Source organism: Kribbella sp. NPDC048837, from assembly GCF_055586945.1.
This window is the reverse complement of the sequence record NZ_JBVJHF010000008.1, coordinates 113339-129440: the sequence shown is the minus strand read 5'-3', so window position 1 is coordinate 129440 and position 16102 is coordinate 113339. Positions and strand designations below refer to the sequence as shown.

At 69.4% G+C, this 16102-nt stretch carries 12 protein-coding genes; 7 read left to right on the top strand and 5 right to left on the bottom strand.

Annotated elements, in window-relative coordinates; genetic code table 11:
• Nucleotides 1-48 precede the first annotated feature (48 nt).
• From ACZ6O0_RS32920 to ACZ6O0_RS32900, 5 genes are read right to left on the bottom strand one after another with little or no spacing between them, the layout of a single operon-like run.
• A complete protein-coding gene (locus ACZ6O0_RS32920) occupies nt 49-2010 on the bottom strand; it encodes a heparinase II/III family protein (RefSeq protein ID WP_465768922.1) in 1962 nt (653 codons plus the stop codon).
• Nucleotides 2007-4157: a bi-domain-containing oxidoreductase gene (locus ACZ6O0_RS32915; protein WP_465768921.1), complete on the bottom strand. Its 2151-nt coding sequence runs from the start codon at nt 4155-4157 to the stop codon at nt 2007-2009. The genes ACZ6O0_RS32920 and ACZ6O0_RS32915 overlap by 4 nt, the downstream gene beginning before the upstream one ends.
• 9 nt (nt 4158-4166) lie before the next feature.
• Nucleotides 4167-6086, bottom strand: a complete 1920-nt coding sequence (gene asnB, locus ACZ6O0_RS32910) for an asparagine synthase (glutamine-hydrolyzing) (protein WP_465768920.1) — start codon at nt 6084-6086, stop codon at nt 4167-4169.
• A gap of 1 nt (nt 6087) precedes the next feature.
• Nucleotides 6088-7323 carry a glycosyltransferase family 4 protein gene (locus ACZ6O0_RS32905; protein WP_465768919.1) on the bottom strand — a complete coding sequence of 412 codons (1236 nt, stop codon included), beginning with the start codon at nt 7321-7323 and terminating at the stop codon, nt 6088-6090.
• On the bottom strand, nt 7320-8642 hold the full coding sequence (locus tag ACZ6O0_RS32900) for a UDP-glucose dehydrogenase family protein (RefSeq protein WP_465768918.1): 1323 nt from the start codon (nt 8640-8642) through the stop codon (nt 7320-7322). The genes ACZ6O0_RS32905 and ACZ6O0_RS32900 overlap by 4 nt, the downstream gene beginning before the upstream one ends.
• A 215-nt stretch (nt 8643-8857) precedes the next feature.
• Here ACZ6O0_RS32900 and ACZ6O0_RS32895 point away from each other — a divergent pair, with 215 nt between their 5' ends.
• The 7 genes from ACZ6O0_RS32895 to ACZ6O0_RS32865 are packed head-to-tail and all read left to right on the top strand — an operon-like array spanning nt 8858 to nt 16102.
• Nucleotides 8858-9934: an NAD-dependent epimerase/dehydratase family protein gene (locus ACZ6O0_RS32895; RefSeq protein ID WP_465768917.1), complete on the top strand. Its 1077-nt coding sequence runs from the start codon at nt 8858-8860 to the stop codon at nt 9932-9934.
• Nucleotides 9934-11166, top strand: coding sequence for a class I SAM-dependent methyltransferase (locus ACZ6O0_RS32890; RefSeq protein ID WP_465768916.1), 1233 nt, complete (start codon nt 9934-9936; stop codon nt 11164-11166). The genes ACZ6O0_RS32895 and ACZ6O0_RS32890 overlap by 1 nt, the downstream gene beginning before the upstream one ends.
• A gap of 28 nt (nt 11167-11194) precedes the next feature.
• Nucleotides 11195-12049, top strand: coding sequence for a sugar phosphate nucleotidyltransferase (locus ACZ6O0_RS32885; RefSeq protein WP_465768915.1), 855 nt, complete (start codon nt 11195-11197; stop codon nt 12047-12049).
• Nucleotides 12049-12699, top strand: coding sequence for a PIG-L deacetylase family protein (locus ACZ6O0_RS32880; protein ID WP_465768914.1), 651 nt, complete (start codon nt 12049-12051; stop codon nt 12697-12699). The genes ACZ6O0_RS32885 and ACZ6O0_RS32880 overlap by 1 nt, the downstream gene beginning before the upstream one ends.
• A 14-nt stretch (nt 12700-12713) precedes the next feature.
• Complete coding sequence (locus ACZ6O0_RS32875; protein WP_465768913.1) at nt 12714-13835, top strand: class I SAM-dependent methyltransferase; 1122 nt, start codon at nt 12714-12716, stop codon at nt 13833-13835.
• A 3-nt stretch (nt 13836-13838) separates the two neighbouring features.
• Nucleotides 13839-15161: a hypothetical protein gene (locus ACZ6O0_RS32870; RefSeq protein WP_465768912.1), complete on the top strand. Its 1323-nt coding sequence runs from the start codon at nt 13839-13841 to the stop codon at nt 15159-15161.
• Complete coding sequence (locus ACZ6O0_RS32865) at nt 15158-16102, top strand: glycosyltransferase family 2 protein (RefSeq protein WP_465768911.1); 945 nt, start codon at nt 15158-15160, stop codon at nt 16100-16102. Before ACZ6O0_RS32870 ends, ACZ6O0_RS32865 begins: the two co-directional genes overlap by 4 nt.

Sequence of the window (16102 nt, the reverse complement as noted above, 5' to 3'; positions counted from 1 at the left end):
TCTGTTAATAGAGGGCGGCGACCGGAGGCTGATACAGCGGAAGTGCGGTCAAGACCGGAATTGGAAGGTACTGACCGCCGGAGCGTCCGCCGCCAGGGTCCCGGCGCCGACCAACGTGGTGATGGGGACCTTGTGACCGAATCGCGGTGAGTACCAGCCCAGCAACGGATCGTCGCCACCGCGGTGTGCGGTCCAGGTCAGACCCGCCGGCAGTTCGGCGACCGCCGAGCCGGTGGGCCATTCCAGCCGTCCGGTCGCTCCGTCGAGCTCGACGGTGACCTCGGGCCCGAGATGCCAGGCGACGCGGACGTCGGCCGTCGCGTCGAGGCGGTCCTCGACCCGCAGCACCCCGTGATCCAGTACGGCGGTCCGCCGGTGGGTGACCGGGTTCTCGCCGGCGGTGTAGCCGTCGTGCTCCGCGTCCCAGGTGATCACGCCGGCGTCGTCGGCGTACCGGCGTACGCGGGAGGTCGCGCCGCGGAGCCAGAGGAACGGGCCGCCCCAGACGGACTGCTCCGCGCCGGCGACCTCGACCGTGTTGTGGGCGATGGTCGAGCGGAAGTAGTTCCGCCACTCTTCCTCGCCGTGGTAGCAGTACGTGCCCGGGTCGGCCAGGACGTCGACGCCGCCGACCCGAACCTCCAGGGACAGCGCGTCGCAGTGCGCGTGCGCGGCGATGGACAGGAAGCCGTGCGGACCGGCGTCGGCGCGGCACCAGATCTCCGGACCCGCGTCGCGGCTGCGCAGGATCGTCAGGCCGGCGTCCGCGAAGTGCTCCGGGCGTTCCGCCGGGCGATCGGGTTGGGCACCGTCGACCATTGAGCCGACGATGACCGACGTCGCGGTTGGCGGGCTCTCCGGCCACCACGGCGCCCGGCCGACGACGGCGGCGCCGAGCGACAGGAACGCCGACCAGCTGTGGACGTTCGGCGGATCGAGGACGAGCACCATGCCCTCGTCGTCGTCACCCTGGCGGGGCGGCCGCAGCGTGGAGTCGACGATCGCCGCGGCCACGTCGACGGTGCGCGTGAGCAAGGCCCAGGTGTCCGGGCCGAGCGGATGACCGGACCGGTCCGCCTCGAGAGCGGCGTACAGACCGAGCTCGGAGACGAAGCGGTGGTAGTCGGTCGCCAGCTCGCGGTTCACGCCGGACGGGAAGGTGTTGGCGGCGAGCTCCTTCTCCAGCAGGGCCGCGGCGTCGGTGCGCCAGCGAGCGCTCTTGCTGAACCAGGGGAACGCGCAGGCGCCGACGAGCTGCCCGGCCGCCTCGGCGATCACGTGGTTGTTCGCCGAGGACCCGCGGCTCTGGAACGCGGCGAGGTAGCGCTGGTGCCAGTAGATCTGCTGGAGGGCCGGCTCGTTGTGCTCGAACAGGTCGGTGATCTCCGGCCAGTCGTTCAGCAGGCGGCGGATCCAGGTCCAGCTGATCAGCCGGGTGCCGAGCTCGATCCCGCTGGCCCAGTGCACCCCGGACAGGAACGGGTTCGACCGCCACCAGTCGTTCAGGTGCTCGGCGACGCGCTCGGCGTACGTGTCGTCGTGGGTCAGGTACCAGGCCGCGGCCAGCTGGGTGAGGTGGTGGTGTCGGGACAGCTCCCAGACCTGCTTGATGTTCCCGACCACGTCCTCGTTGCGGTGGTTCACCTTGAACACGTACTGCGCCGGGTCCGACCGCCGGCCGGTGACCGGGTCCCGGAACCAGTCCGGGGACTTCAGATCGGTCCGGTCGACGCCGAGCACCTCGAGCTTGCCGGCCATGATCGCGTCCGCGGTCGTGATGACGGCCTTGCGGACCTCTTCCGGTACGGCGCACGCGGTGTGCGGCGGGAGCGTCGTACCGAAGGTCAGCTCCTTGCGCAGCGGCAGGTGGATCTGTGCGTCCTGCCCGGGCCGGACCTGCTGGTAGGCCCAGGCGGTCCGGCGGGCGTGGTCGCGGGTACGCCAGACCAGCTCGGTGGGGGACATCCGGCGCAGGCGGCGGACGTACCAGCCCAGGGGCTGACGGCTCATACGCTCTCCGGCTTGCCGCTGGCCAGGCTCTTGTCGACGGCGATGGTGGCGCGGGTGGTGGCGATCAGCGAGTCGAACGGGATCGGCATCGGGCCGCCGGACTTGACCGCGGCGACGAAGCGCTCGAGCTCGGTCCGCTGGCCCTTGTCGGTGCCACGGGCCTTGCGGGTGGCCGGTTTGCGGCCGGTCCACACCGAGGCGCTCTGGAAGTTGTCCAGCCGGCCGTTGCGGCCGCCGCCGGTGATGTCGAGCGTCTCCTTCGGGAACCGCGCGTTGCCGCCGGCGACGTAGCTGATCGTGCCGACCGAGCCGTTCGCGAACCGCAGGGTGACGATCACGTCGCCGGCGTCGGGACCGGGTACGGCGTACACCTCGGTGGGCGGGCTGTTCAGCCACCAGCTGAGCGTGTCGATGAAGTGCCCGCCCTCACCGGCGAACCGGCTGCCCTCCTTGCCCGCGTCCAGGTACCAGCTGGTGGAGTCGAGCTTGCCGGCGTTCACCAGGTAGCGCAGCGAGGAGTTGCCGCCCGGGTCGCCGAAGCGGTCGCGCAGGTCGGTCAGCAGTGGGGCGAAGCGGCGGTTGAAGCCGACCATCAGCCGGTCGTTGCCGGTGGCATCGACGGTGGCGACGATCCGGTCCACGTCCTCGGTGGTCAGCGCCAGCGGCTTCTCCACGAAGACCGCCTTCCCGGTCTCCAGCGCCTGGCACGCGAGCTCGGCGTGACTGCTGTGCCGCGTCACCACGAACACCGCGTCCAGCGACTCGTCCGCCAGCACCGCCTGCGACTGCGTGGCAATCTGTTCGAACCCGAACTTCTTCTGCGCGTTGGCCGCCGACAACGACTTGTTGGTGGCCACGTGAGCGAGAACTGCGTCCTCGTTCTTCTGCAGGTGGGGGAGAAGCATGCTGGACGCATAGTTCCCCGCACCGATGAACCCGAGCCTCACGGATCCAGTGGTGGGGCTCGCAGGGCGCGCAACAATTGTCGTCTGCGGCGCGCTCTCCTGCTGTGGGACATCCGGGTACTCGAAGAGGAAGCCGACTCCGGGGAGGGCGCCTGAGCTGAGTTGCTGGTAGGCCTCGGTGGCGTCGGCGATGGGGAAGGTGTTGGCGATCAGGGAGGCTACGTCGATCTGTTCGCGGGCGATCAGGTCGATGAAGCAGGCCAGGTTGCGGCGTTCGGTCCAGCGGACGTAGCCGGCCGGGTAGTCGATGCCCTGCAGCTCGTAGCGGTCGTCGTACCGGCCGGGGCCGTAGGACCGGGAGAACCGGACGTCGAGCTCCTTGTCGTAGTACGCGTTCCACGGCAGGTCGAGCTTGGTCTTGCCGATGTCGACGACCCGGGCCCGGTCGCGGGCCAGCCGGGCGGCCGTCTCGACCGGACCGTTGGAGTGACCGCCGGCGGCCAGCAGGATGTGGTCCGCGCCCAGCCCGTTCGATGCCTCCAGCAACGACCGCTCGAGCGTCGCGACCCCGGCCTCGTCGGGCGACGAGCAGTGCAGCGCGCCGGCCTTCTCCGCCATCCGGCAGCGGTCCTCGACCGTGTCGATGCCGAACACCCGCACGCCGGCCGCGACCAGCAACCGGACCACCAGCTGACCGACCAGCCCGAGCCCGATCACCACCGCGGTGTCTCCGAGCTGCACCTCCGCCTGCCGGACGCCCTGCATCGCGATCGCACCGACCGTCGAGAACGCGGCCTGCTCGGCCGGCACGCCGTCCGGCACCGGCACGCACAGGTTCAGCGGCACCCAGTTGTACTCCGCGTGCAGCGCGAACTCGTTGCCCGCGGCAGCGACCAGCTGCCCGACGCTGAACTCCTCCGCCCCGGCGCCGACCTCGACCACCACACCGCACAGCGAGTAGCCCAGCGGCGTGTACGAGTCGAGCTTGTTCATCACCTTCTTGTAGGTGCTCATCACGCCCTGCTGGGCGACCGTGTCGAGCACCTTGCGCACCTGGTCCGGACGCGCCTTCGCCTTGCCGACCAGCGACAACTTCGCCTCGCCGACCTTCATCAACTCGGTGCCGGTGGAGATCAGCGAGTACAGCGAACGGACCAGCACGCCCCCGGGCGCACAGGTGGGCGGAGGCACGTCCAGGACTGCCAGCTCACCGGACTTGTAGTTCTGTGCAACCTGCTTCATGTCCGTCCTTCAGAGAGAGGTGATGGTGACGCCCAGGGACCGCATGTTCCGGGTCCACGTCTCGAGCGTCAGCAGCTGCCAGATCTGCTTCGAGTAGTCCTCACGCCCGGCGCGCTCGTCGTCGACCAGCCGCTGTACGGCGGCCTGCCGGAGGAACCCGCTGCCGACGAGCTCGCCGCGCAGCAGCGTGTCGTCGACCAGCTCGCGCAGGTCGTTGCGGACCCAGGCCCGCAGCGGCGCGCTGAACGACGCCTTCGGCCGGTAGATGATCTCCTTCGGCAGCCACGCCTCGGCCGCCTTCTTCAGCGCCAGCTTGCTGACCCGGCGGTGGATCTTCTCGCTGCCCGGGATCGAGAACGCCGCCCGCGCCACGATCGGATCCACGAACGGGGTCCGGACCTCGGTCGACGCGGCCATGCTGGACCGGTCGGTGTAGGCCAGGTTGAGCCCCGGCAGGAACATCCGCGAGTCGGCCAGGCACATCCGGTTCACGTGGTCGTCGAGCGTGGTGTCGTGGTAGATGTCGCTGTGCTCGGCGAGCAGCTTGCCGACGTACGGCTCGAGGTCCGGGCTGATCAGGCCGGCCAGCTGGTCCCCGTCGTACATCGTGTAGCTGCGCCGGAACGCGGTCTCCTCGGGCAGGTTCGCGAATGTCTCGAACCGCTTCGCCCAGCGCGCGTACCGCAGTCCGCGACCGTTCACGGTCACCGGCAGCCGCCGGACCGTGGGTCCGATCAGGCCGTTCCGCAGTACGCCGGGAAGCCGCTGGTACTGCGCTCCCATCACACACGCGAGGTGCTTGCGGTAGCCACCGAACAGCTCGTCGGCGCCCATCCCGGACAGCAGCACCTTCACTCCGGCGTCCCGCGCGGTGTCACACATCAAGAGCGTGTTGATCGCGGCCGGGTCACCGATCGGCTCGTCCAGGATGTCGACGATCCGCGGGAGCAGTTCGACGACGTCCGGGGCGATCTCGATCTCGTGCAGGTCGATGCCGAACTGCTGCGCCACCTTGCGCGCGTAGATCGCGTCGTCCGGCATCGCCTCGAGCTTCTGGTCCTGCGCGCGGAAGGTGATCGTGTACGAGTCGACGCTCGGATCCATCCGCTTCGCCAGCACGGTCACCAGGCTGGAATCCAGACCGCCGCTGAGGAAGGTGGACACCGGTACATCGGCGACCATGTGCGCGGCGACCGACTCCTCGATGATCGTGCGCAGGTCGGCGCGCGGGCCGGCCGCCGCCTCGGTCGCGACGTCGGTCACGCGCCAGTACGTCTCGTGCCGCATGCTGCCGTCCGGCCGGAACTCGGCCCACGACCCCGGCGGCAGCTTGTCCACGCCGTCGATGGCGCAGCGCTGCTCGGGAAGCCAGTAATAGAGCATCGACGCGATCAGTGCGCCGGGCTCGGTCCGGAGCTCGGAACCGACCGCGGCGACCAGTGCCTTGAGCTCGGACGCGAAGATCACGCCGCCCTGCCGGCGGAGGAAGTACAGCGGCTTGATGCCCAGCGGGTCGCGGGCCAGGTACAGGCTGCCGCTGTCCTCGTCGAGCATCGCGAACGCGAACATGCCGCGGAACCGCCTGAGGGCGTCCGGGCCCCAGCGCCGCCAGGCCTCCAGAACCACCTCGGTGTCGCCGTTGGTGCGGAAGGCGACGCCGGCCCTGGACAGCTCGGCGCGGAGTTCCTTGTAGTTGTAGAGCTCGCCGTTGTAGCAGATCGTCAGGCCGCGCTTGGTGAACGGCTGGTCCGCCTCCGACGAGAGGTCGATGATCGACAGCCGGCGGTGCGCCAGGAACGCCCGGACATCACCCTCGTCGAACGCGTACACCCGGTCGGCGTCCGGACCGCGGTGCGCGATCCGGTCGCTCATCGTCTCGGCGAGCGCGAAACCGTCGTGCTGCTGGTAGCAGCCGGCGATGCCGCACACCTCAGGATCCCGTCGCCCGGGCGACGTCACCGACGTGGCTGACGTGACCGGTGAGCTGGTCGTACACCCCGAGGTAGGCCTTCTGCTGGTGCTTCCAGGCGAGCACCTGCTCGACCCGGTCCCGGCCGAACCGGCCCATCCGGCGGCGGCGGACCTCGTCGTCCAGCAGGTCGACGATCGCCTGGCCGTACAGCTCGACGTCGTTCGGCTCGACGTACACGGCGGCGTCCTCGGCCGAGACCTTGGTCTCGATCAGGTCGAACGCGACCACCGGGAGCTCGAAGGCCATGTACTCCATCGTCTTGTTCATCGTCGACACGTCGTTGAGCGGATTCTTCGGGTCCGGCGAGAGGCCGATGTCCGCGGTCGACATCACCGCGCGGACGGTCTCGTCCGGCACCCGGCCGGTGAACTCGACGTGGTCGCCGAGGCCGAGCTCGTCGCGCAGCGCCACGACCTCGTCGAAGGAGTCACCGCCACCCATCAGGGTGAACGCGATGTCGGTCCGGCCGAGCTTGTTGACGATGTGGTCCGCCGCGCGGACCACGATGTCGACACCGTCCTGCGGACCCATCACGCCGATGTAGGTGACCAGGTAGCGGAGACCGCGGCGGAGCGACTCGTCCACACCCCGTGGGTCGCGGCGCAACTTGTCCGGGTCGGGGCCGGTGCGGACCACGGTCACGTCGTGGTTCGCCTTGCCGCTGCGGGTGATCGCGATCCGCCGGTACGAGTCGTTCGTCGAGGTGACGTGGTCGGCCTTGCGGTGCGTCATCCGCTCCAGGAACCGCAGTCCCTTGTACGGCAGGCTCGTGGTCCCGCCGAAGCGGGACTGGAACAGCTCCGGGCACAGGTCGTGGTGGTCGAAGACGAACTTCGTGCCGTCGAGCCGGCGCAGCAGCATCGCGATCGGCCAGAAGATGTCCGGCGGGTTGCACGCCTGCAGCACCTGGAACTTGCCGGCCCTGCGGGCCCGCAGCACCAGCCGCAGCGTCATCAGGAACGAGTAGGCGTACTCCGCGACGAACCCGATCTTGCTGCCGCCGGGGGAGTAGGCCTTGTACTGGTGCACGACGACGTCGTCGATGACCTGGTACGACGGGTCGCCCGGGCCCTTCGGGCACACGACGGTCACGTCGTACCCGGAGGCGACCAGGGCCTTGCACTCCAGCCAGACCCGGCGGTCGAACGGCACCCAGAGGTTCTGGATGATGATCAGGACGCGCGGACCGCTCACCAGCCCACTCCTTCGTATCCGGGCAGCGCCTCGACGGCTTCGCCGAGCCGGCCGATCAGGTCGATGGTCCGGGCCGGCGGCGCGCTGAGCAGAGCGTCGATGGCCGCGGTGTCGGTCGCCGAGACCAGCGCCAGGTCGGCGCCGCGGAGCGCCTCGACCGGGTCGTCGGTTAGCACCCGCTGCAGGTGCGGCAGCTTGGACTTCACGTGCCGCAGGTTCGCGCCGACCAGGCGGGCGGGGTTCACGATCGCGTCGTAGATGCGCAGGTTGTAGCCCTTGCCGATCAGCCGTTCGGCGAGCTCGACGTTCGGGCTCTCGCGCAGGTCGTCGGTCGCGTGCTTGAAGCTCAGGCCGAGCAGCGCGATCTCGCGGCCCGGTCCGGCGATCACCCGGTCGACGACGTCGCTGACGGTCCGCTCGTTGGTGGCCAGCGTGCCGGCCAGCAGCGGCAGGTCGGTGTTGTTCACCCGGGCCAGGTGCAGGACCGAGCGCAGGTCCTTCGGCAGGCACGAGCCGCCGAACGCGAAGCCCGGCTTCAGGTAGTACGGCGAGATGTTCAGGCTGGTGTCCTGGACGAAGATCCGCATCACCTCGCGGGAGTCCACGCCGTAGTGGCGGAAGATCCGGCCCATCTCGTTGGCGAACGAGACCTTGGTCGCGTGGAACGCATTGCACGCGTACTTGAGGGCTTCCGCCGTACGGACGTCGACGGTCTGGACATCGACCCCGAGGAAGCCGAACAGGTCGGTCAAGGCGGTACCGACCTTCGGGTTCCGCGTCCCGACCACGACGAACGGCGGGTCGTAGAAGTCGGCCAGTCCGGATCCTTCACGCAGGAACTCCGGGACCATCGCCGTACCGAAGGTGACGTCCTCCGGGGCCGGCACCTCGGCCAGCACCTGCTCGACGACCTCGTCGACGGTGCCCGGCGGCACGGTGCTGCGGACCACGATGCTGTGGAACCCCGAATCCGGCGGTACGACGACACTCGCCGCCTCGGCGATGTCGCGGACCGCGCGCCGGATGTAGGTCAGATCAGTACTGCCGGCCGGTGTCGACGGCGTCCCCACGCAGATCAGGGAGACATCGGCACGGTCCAGCGCGAGGCGCGGATCGGTGGTCGCGTGCAATCTGCCCGCGCTGACACCCTCCGCCACCAGTTCGTCCAGGCCGGGCTCGACCACCGGACTGTGTCCCTCAGTGATCGGGCCGACCTTCGCAGTGTCGACATCGACCCCCCAGACGTCGTGGCCGTTGGCCGCCAGGCACGCGGCCGTCACCGACCCCACGTACCCCAAGCCGAATACGGCAACCTTCATAACGCCCCCCACAGGCTCATGACGCGGGAATCCCCCACGTACCGCAGCGCAGAGGAGAGCAGCCTGTGGGCCGCCCTGATACACAGCGGCAGAAATTGGCTGTATCCACACCTTCCCCACCCCACCGCCCCGGGTCTCTCAAATTGCCTGTATCAACCGCCGTGCCCGGTGATCTGTATTGGTCGACAGGGCTGTGCCGGGGTGAGGGGAAGCGGATGAGGGTTCTGGTCACCGGGGATCGGGGTTACATCGGGGCCGTGATGGTGCCGTTCCTGCGGGATGCGGGGCATCAGGTGGACGGGCTGGACACCGGGCTGTACGAGGGGTGTGACCTGCTGGGCGGTCCGGACCCGATCGGGAGCCGGGCGCCGCGGGACATGCGGGACGTGACCGCGCGCGAGCTCCAGGGGTACGACGCGGTGGTGTGCCTGGCCGCCTTGTCGAACGATCCACTGGGCCACCTGAACAGGGACGCGACGTACTCGGTCAACCTGGACGGCACGCTGAACGTGGCGCGGGCCGCCAAGGACGCCGGCATCGAGCGGTTCCTGTTCGCCTCGTCCTGCAGCCTGTACGGCGCGGCCGGGTCGGAAGCCGTCGCCGAGGACGCCGAGATGTTCCCGGTCACGCCGTACGGCGAGACCAAGGCACTGGCCGAGCAGGAGCTGGCCAAACTCGCCGACGACACCTTCAGCCCGACGTACCTGCGCAACGCCACCGCGTACGGCGCCTCGACGCGCCTGCGGCTGGACATCGTGGTGAACAACCTGACCGCGATCGCGATGACGTCCGGCCAGGTCCGCCTGGAGAGCGACGGCACCCCGTGGCGCCCGCTGGTCCACATCGAGGACATCAGCCGGGCGTTCCTGAAAGTGCTCGAGTCGCCCCGCGAGGTGATCCACGACCAGGCCTTCAACGTCGGCCGGTCCGAGGACGTGGTCCAGGTCCGCGACATCGCCGAGATGGTCCGCGAGGCCGTGTCCGGCTCGACCCTGTCGATCGCCGACGGCGCCGGCCCGGACCTGCGCAACTACAAGGTCGACTTCAGCAAGCTCAACGACACCTTCCCGGACCTGAAGCTGGAGTGGACGGTCCGCAAGGGCGTCGAGGAGCTGTACGCCGCCTACCGGCGGCACGGCCTCACCCTCGACGACTTCAACTCGGCCCAGTTCGTCCGGCTCCGCCGGATCCAGCAACTGCTCGGCGCCGGACTGGTCGACGACCAGCTCCGCCGGCAGACCGACGACCAGTTCCCCGGTCCCGGGGACGCACTGTTTGAGGAGAAGCACTGATGGGGGATTCAGTTGCCTGCCGCCTCTGTGGCGAGACGCTGACGCGGACGTTCGTCGACCTGGGCATGTCGCCGCCGTGCGAGAGCTACCTGCGCGCCGACCAGCTCGACAGCGGTGAGACGTTCTACCCGCTGCACGTCCGGATCTGCGACAACTGCCTGCTCGTCCAGCTGCCGGCGTACGTCGCGGCCGACGACGTGTTCAGCGACTACCTGTACTTCTCGTCGTACTCGACCAGCTGGGTGGAGCACGCCCGCCGGTTCGTCGTCGACATGCAGGAGCGTCTCGACCTCGGCGCGGAGAGCCTGATCGTCGAGGCGGCCAGCAACGACGGCTACCTGCTGCAGCACGCGGTGGCGCTCGGTATCCCGGTGCTCGGCATCGAGCCGGCCGCGAACATCGCCGAGATCGCCAACGAGAAGGGCATCCGGACCGAGAGCTACTTCCTCGGCGAGGAGACCGGCCGGGACGCGGCGTCGCGGCACGGCCGGGCCGACCTGGTCGTCGGCAACAACGTCTTCGCGCACGTGCCGGACATCGTCGACTTCGCCAAGGGCCTGCGCGCGCTGGTGAAGGACGACGGCCTGGTGTCGCTGGAGTTCCCGCACCTGCTGCGGCTGATCGAACGGCGTCAGTACGACACGATCTACCACGAGCACTACCAGTACCTGACGCTCAAGACCGCCGCGCTCGCGCTGGAGAAGGCCGGCCTCAAGGTCGTCGACGTACAGGAACTGGCCAGTCACGGTGGGTCGCTGCGGGTGTTCTCGACGCCGATCGAGACCGCGGGCGAGCCGACCGAGCTGGTCGGCAAGGTGCTGCAGGACGAGGCGGACGCCGGGCTGCACACGGTCGAGGGACACGCGGGCTTCGCCAAGGACGTGTTCGCGATCAAGGCCGACCTGGTCACCTTCCTGGTGCAGGCCGCCCGGGCCGGCAAGACGGTCGCCGGGTACGGCGCTCCCGGCAAGGGCAACACCCTGCTGAACCACTGCGGTATCCGCGAGGACCTGCTGCCGTACACCGTCGACCGGAGCCCGCACAAGCACGGCATGTTCCTGCCGGGCACGCACATCCCGATCCACGCCCCGGAGCGCCTCGCCGAGACCCGCCCCGACTACATCGTGATCCTCCCGTGGAACCTGCGCGAGGAGATCGTCCACCAGCTCGGCTACGCCCGGGAGTGGGGCGCGAAGTTCGTCGTGCCGATCCCGCGTCTCGAAGTGATCTGAACAACGTGTTGGGGGGAAGGGAAGTCAGATGAAGGTCGTGATCTTCTGTGGGGGGTTCGGGCTGCGGATGCGCAGCGGGGTGGACTCCGCACCGAAACCGATGATGACGATCGGCGACCGGCCGGTCCTGTGGCACGTGATGCGGTACTACGCGCACTTCGGCCACACCGAGTTCATCCTCTGCCTGGGCTTCGGGGGGTCCGCGGTCAAGGAGTACTTCCTGCGCTACGAGGAGACGGTCTCGAACGATTTCGTGATGTCGAAGGGCGGCCAGCGGATCCAGCTGCTCGACTCCGACATCAGCGAGTGGAAGATCACCTTCGTCGACACCGGGATCGACACCTCCATCGGTGAGCGGCTGCGCCGGGTCCGTCCGTACCTCGAGGACGACGACGCGTTCCTGGCCAACTACGGCGACGTGCTGACCGACGCGCCGATGGACAAGATCGTCGACCACGTGATGACCAGCGACATCACCGCCAGCCTGCTCGCGGTCCCGCCGCAGGCGTCCTTCCACGTGGTCGAGTTCGACAACGACTCGCGGATCACCGCGCTGCGGTCGGCCGCCGACCTGAACGTGTGGATCAACGGCGGGTACTTCGTGATCAAGAAGGAGATCTTCGACGTCCTGCACGAGGACGAGGACCTGGTCGGCGACGCGTTCCCGCGGCTGTCCGCGATGCGCAAGCTGGAGGCGATCCCGCACCACGGGTTCTGGGCGCCGATGGACACCCTGAAGGAGCGCAGCCAGCTGGAGGAGCTGTACCGGTCCGGCAAGAAGCCGTGGGCGCTGTGGAGCCACGAGGCCCGTGAGCAGCAGGCCCAGGTTCTGGACAAGGCACCCTTCAGCACACCGGGTGACCCGGTAGTGGTGGCGATCTGATGCTGCCGTTCCAGCTCGGCCTGATCGACAGGCCGGTCCATCTGGTTGCCCTCGGCGCCCATCCGGACGACATCGAGATCGGCTGCGGCGGCACGCTGCTCAAGCTGGCCGAGTCGGTGCCGGAGCTGACCGCCGAGTTCGTGATCGCGACCGGCACGTCGCTGCGGCTGGACGAGGCCCGCCGGGCGGCGGAGCTGTTCCTGCCCGAGTGCGAGGTGACGGTCACCTCGGCCGAGCTGCCGGACGGCCGGCTGCCGTCGTACTGGAACGAGACCAAGGAGTTGCTCGAGGCAACGGCTCGGGGGAGCCGCCGGCCCGACCTGGTGCTGGCGCCGAGCCGCACCGACGCGCACCAGGACCACCGGCTGATCGCCGAGCTGGCGCCGACGGTGTGGCGCGACCACCTGGTGCTGCACTACGAGATCCCCAAGTGGGACGGCGACATCAGCCGGCCGTGGCTGTACGTCGAACTGTCCGAGGAGCAGTTGCGCGAGAAGGTCGCCCGGCTGCACAAGGCCTACCCGTCCCAGGTCCCGCACGACTGGTTCGACGAAGAGGTCTTCGCCGGACTGGCCCGGCTGCGCGGGATGGAGTGCCGGGCGAAGTACGCCGAAGCGTTCACCACGGCCAAGGCGATGTTGACATGGTGACCGGAGGGGGACAAGTGAGCTTCAAGTGTCGTGGGTGCGCGGGGGAGAACGTCGTACCCGTGGTGGACCTCGGCCCGCAGCCGTGTGCGGACTACTTCCCGACCGCGGACACGCCGGGGCCGGATCCACGCTGGCCGCTGGAGCTGTGGCTGTGCCGGGACTGCACGCTGGTCCAGCTCGGCCCGGTCCAGCCGCAGCTGCCGGAGGAGCCGCTGGCGGTCGAGTCGGCGACGAGCATCGCGCACGCGGAGAAGTCGGTGAAGGAGATCCTCACCGAGTACCCGGAGCTGAACGGCGGGGTGGTGTTCGAGTTCGCGAGCCACCACGGCGGCTCGTGGCTCGACCACCTGTACGCCGCCGGCTGCCGGCTGGCCGGTGACGGTGAGAAGGCCGACCTCGTGGTCGACGTGCACGGCATCGTGCACGAGCCGGCGTTCGGGGAGCTGCTGCGGCTGCGTGCCGACCGGCTCGCACCGGGCGGGCTGCTGGTGATGGAGTTCCACCACCTGCTGCCGCTGTTCATCGGCAACCAGTTCGACACCATCCGGCACGGCCACTGGTCGTACATCTCGCTCCGCGCGATGCAGCGGGTCGGCGCGCTGCACGGCCTGACGGTCGAGTCGGTCAAGCAGGTCGACATGTTCGGCGGCAGCCTGATGGTGATGCTGCGGCACACCGCGGACGCCAGGCCGGACGCCTCGGTCGACGTCGTGCTCGAGGACGAGGAAGCCGCCGGGATCGCCGACGAGGTACAGCTCGCCAGCCTGCAAGAGGCTGCTTGGCACGCGGCCGGCGCACTGCGCGACGAGCTGGCCCGGCACAAGGCCGCCGGCCGGACGGTCCTCGGGTACGGCGCTCCGTCGAAGGCGCCGGTGCTGCTGGACCTCAGCAAGGTCACCACGGACCTGCTGCCGTTCACCGTCGACATGGCCCCGGGTAAGCACGGACGCCGGATCCCCGGCGGTTGCGGCGTACCGATCCGTCCGATCGAGGAGCTGCGGGCCGCGCGGCCGGACGTCGTCCTGGTGCTGACCTGGGACATCGCCGACGAGGTGATCTCGCAACTCGAGGCCGGCGGCGGGTGGGGTGCGACATACCTCGTCCCGCTGCCCGAGCCGCACGAAGTCGTGGGCTGACCGATGAAAGGGGTTCTGCGCCGCCTCACCTGGGGACTCGCCGATCAGGCTGTGACCAGCCTGGTCAGCTTCGTGGTCGGAATCGTCGTCGCGCGGTCGCTGGGCGCTGTGGAGTTCGGCGCCTTCAGCCTCGCGTGGGTGACGTACGGGGTCGTGGTGAACATCTCCCGCGGCCTCGCCACCGACCCACTGGCGGTGCGGTTCAGCGGAGTCCGGCGGTCGCAGTGGAAGACCGCCGTGGCGAGCTCGACCGGGATGGCGATCGCGGTCGGCCTGGTCCTCGGCGCCATCTGTGTCGTCGTCGGTGTGCTGCTCCCCGGCCGGGCCGGAGCCGCGTTCGTCGCGTTGGGCATCGTGCTGCCGGGACTGATGTTGCAGGACAGCTGGCGGTTCGCGTTCTTCGCGTCCGGTCAAGGCGGCAAGGCGTTCATCGCCGACATCACCTGGGCGCTCGCCCTCGTGCCACTGCTGTACCTGGCGTCGCGAGATGCCAGTGTCACGCGGTTCGTGCTGGCCTGGGGTGCCGCGGCCGCGTTCGCCGCGCTGGTGAGTGGTCTGCAGGCCGGCGTCATACCCCGGTTGTTCCGGGCGCTCGACTGGCTGCGGCACCATCGGGACCTCAGCCTGCGGTACCTGGTCGAGAACCTGACCATCAGCGGGGCCTACCAGTTCAAGATGTATGGCCTGGGTGCCTTCGCCGGGGTCGCCGCGGTCGGTAGCGTCCGCGGTGGCGAGATGATGCTCGGCCCGTTCTTCATCGTGCTGTCCGGCATCGGCCTGGTCGCGGTGCCGGAAGCGGCGCGGGTGCTGCGCCGCCGGCCGCGGGCGCTGCCGCTGTTCTGCCTGCTGCTCGGCGGAGCGCAGGCGATCGCCGCGCTGGCGTGGGGGCTGGCCCTGCTGCTCTTCCTGCCGGACGGGTGGGGCCACGCGCTGCTCGGCGAGGTGTGGCTGACCGCGTCCACGTTGTTGCTACCGGCAACCTTGTCGGTGATGTTCGCCAGCTTCTACACCGGTGCGTCGGCGGGCCTGCGGGCGCTGGGCGTGGCCAGGAGGAGCCTGCGCGCCCAGCTGTACGCGTCGGCGGCGTACCTGATCGGAGGCGTCGGCGGCGGTGCGCTCGGTGGCGCGCTCGGGTCGTCCTGGGGAGCGGCCTGCGCGACGTTCGTCGGCACGATCGTGTGGTGGTGGACCTTTGGGGTGGGGATCCGGGAGCGGTGGGCCCAGCTGGATGCCGGCGAGGCTGTACCCGCCGCCCCCGAGGTATCCACGCCGCCCGTCGAGGCCGCGCAGTTGCAGGACGAGATGCCAGAAATGAGGAGCATATGAACGCCGTACCGCGGTTGAGCATCGGTCTCCCCGTCTACAACGGTGAGAAGTACCTGGCCGAGTCACTGGACGCCCTGCTCGGACAGAGCTACGGGGACTACAAGCTGATCATCTCGGACAACGCCTCGACCGACAGCACCGAGGAGATCTGCCGCCAGTACCTGGCCAAGGATTCGCGGCTCAGTTACTACCGCCAGCCGGTCAACATCGGCGCCACGCCGAACCACAACTGGTGCTTCGAGCAGTCCGACACCGAGCTGTTCAAGTGGGCGTCGTACGACGACCTGTACGGCCGGGACCTGCTGGCCCGCTGCATCGAGGCGCTGGACGACGACCCGTACCTGGTTCTCGCGCACGCGTACCAGGCGATCATCGACGGTGCGGGCGACATCGTGCTGGAAGTGGACTACCCGCTGGACACCACGAACCCGCACGCGCCGGACCGGTTCCGCAGCCTGCTGTTCGACGTCGGTGGTGACGACTTCTACGGCGTGATGCGATCGGACATCCTGCGCCGTACGCCGCTGAACGGCAGCTACCACCACTCCGACCGCACGATCATGGCCGAGCTGGCGCTGTACGGCCGGTTCCACCAGGTGCCGGAGCTGCTCTTCTTCCGCCGCGACCACCCGGACCGGGCCGAGCGGGCCAAGCCGACCATCCGGTCCCGCTCGGCGAACATGGAGCCGCGCCGGGCGAGCCGGTTGCGCAATCCCACCGTGCGGCTGATCGGCGAGTACGTCGGCGGCTTCGTCGGTGGGATCCGCCGGGCACCGCTGTCGTCGGCCGATCGCCGGGAGTGCTACGGCCACCTGGCGCGCTGGCTGGCCGACCGCGCGGTCCGCCGGTCGAAGGGCCGGATCGAGGACACCGCGCCGGCCACGCCACCGACCGCGATCCCGGACAGCTCCGGGGTCGTCCGGCAGCAGGAGGTTTCGTAG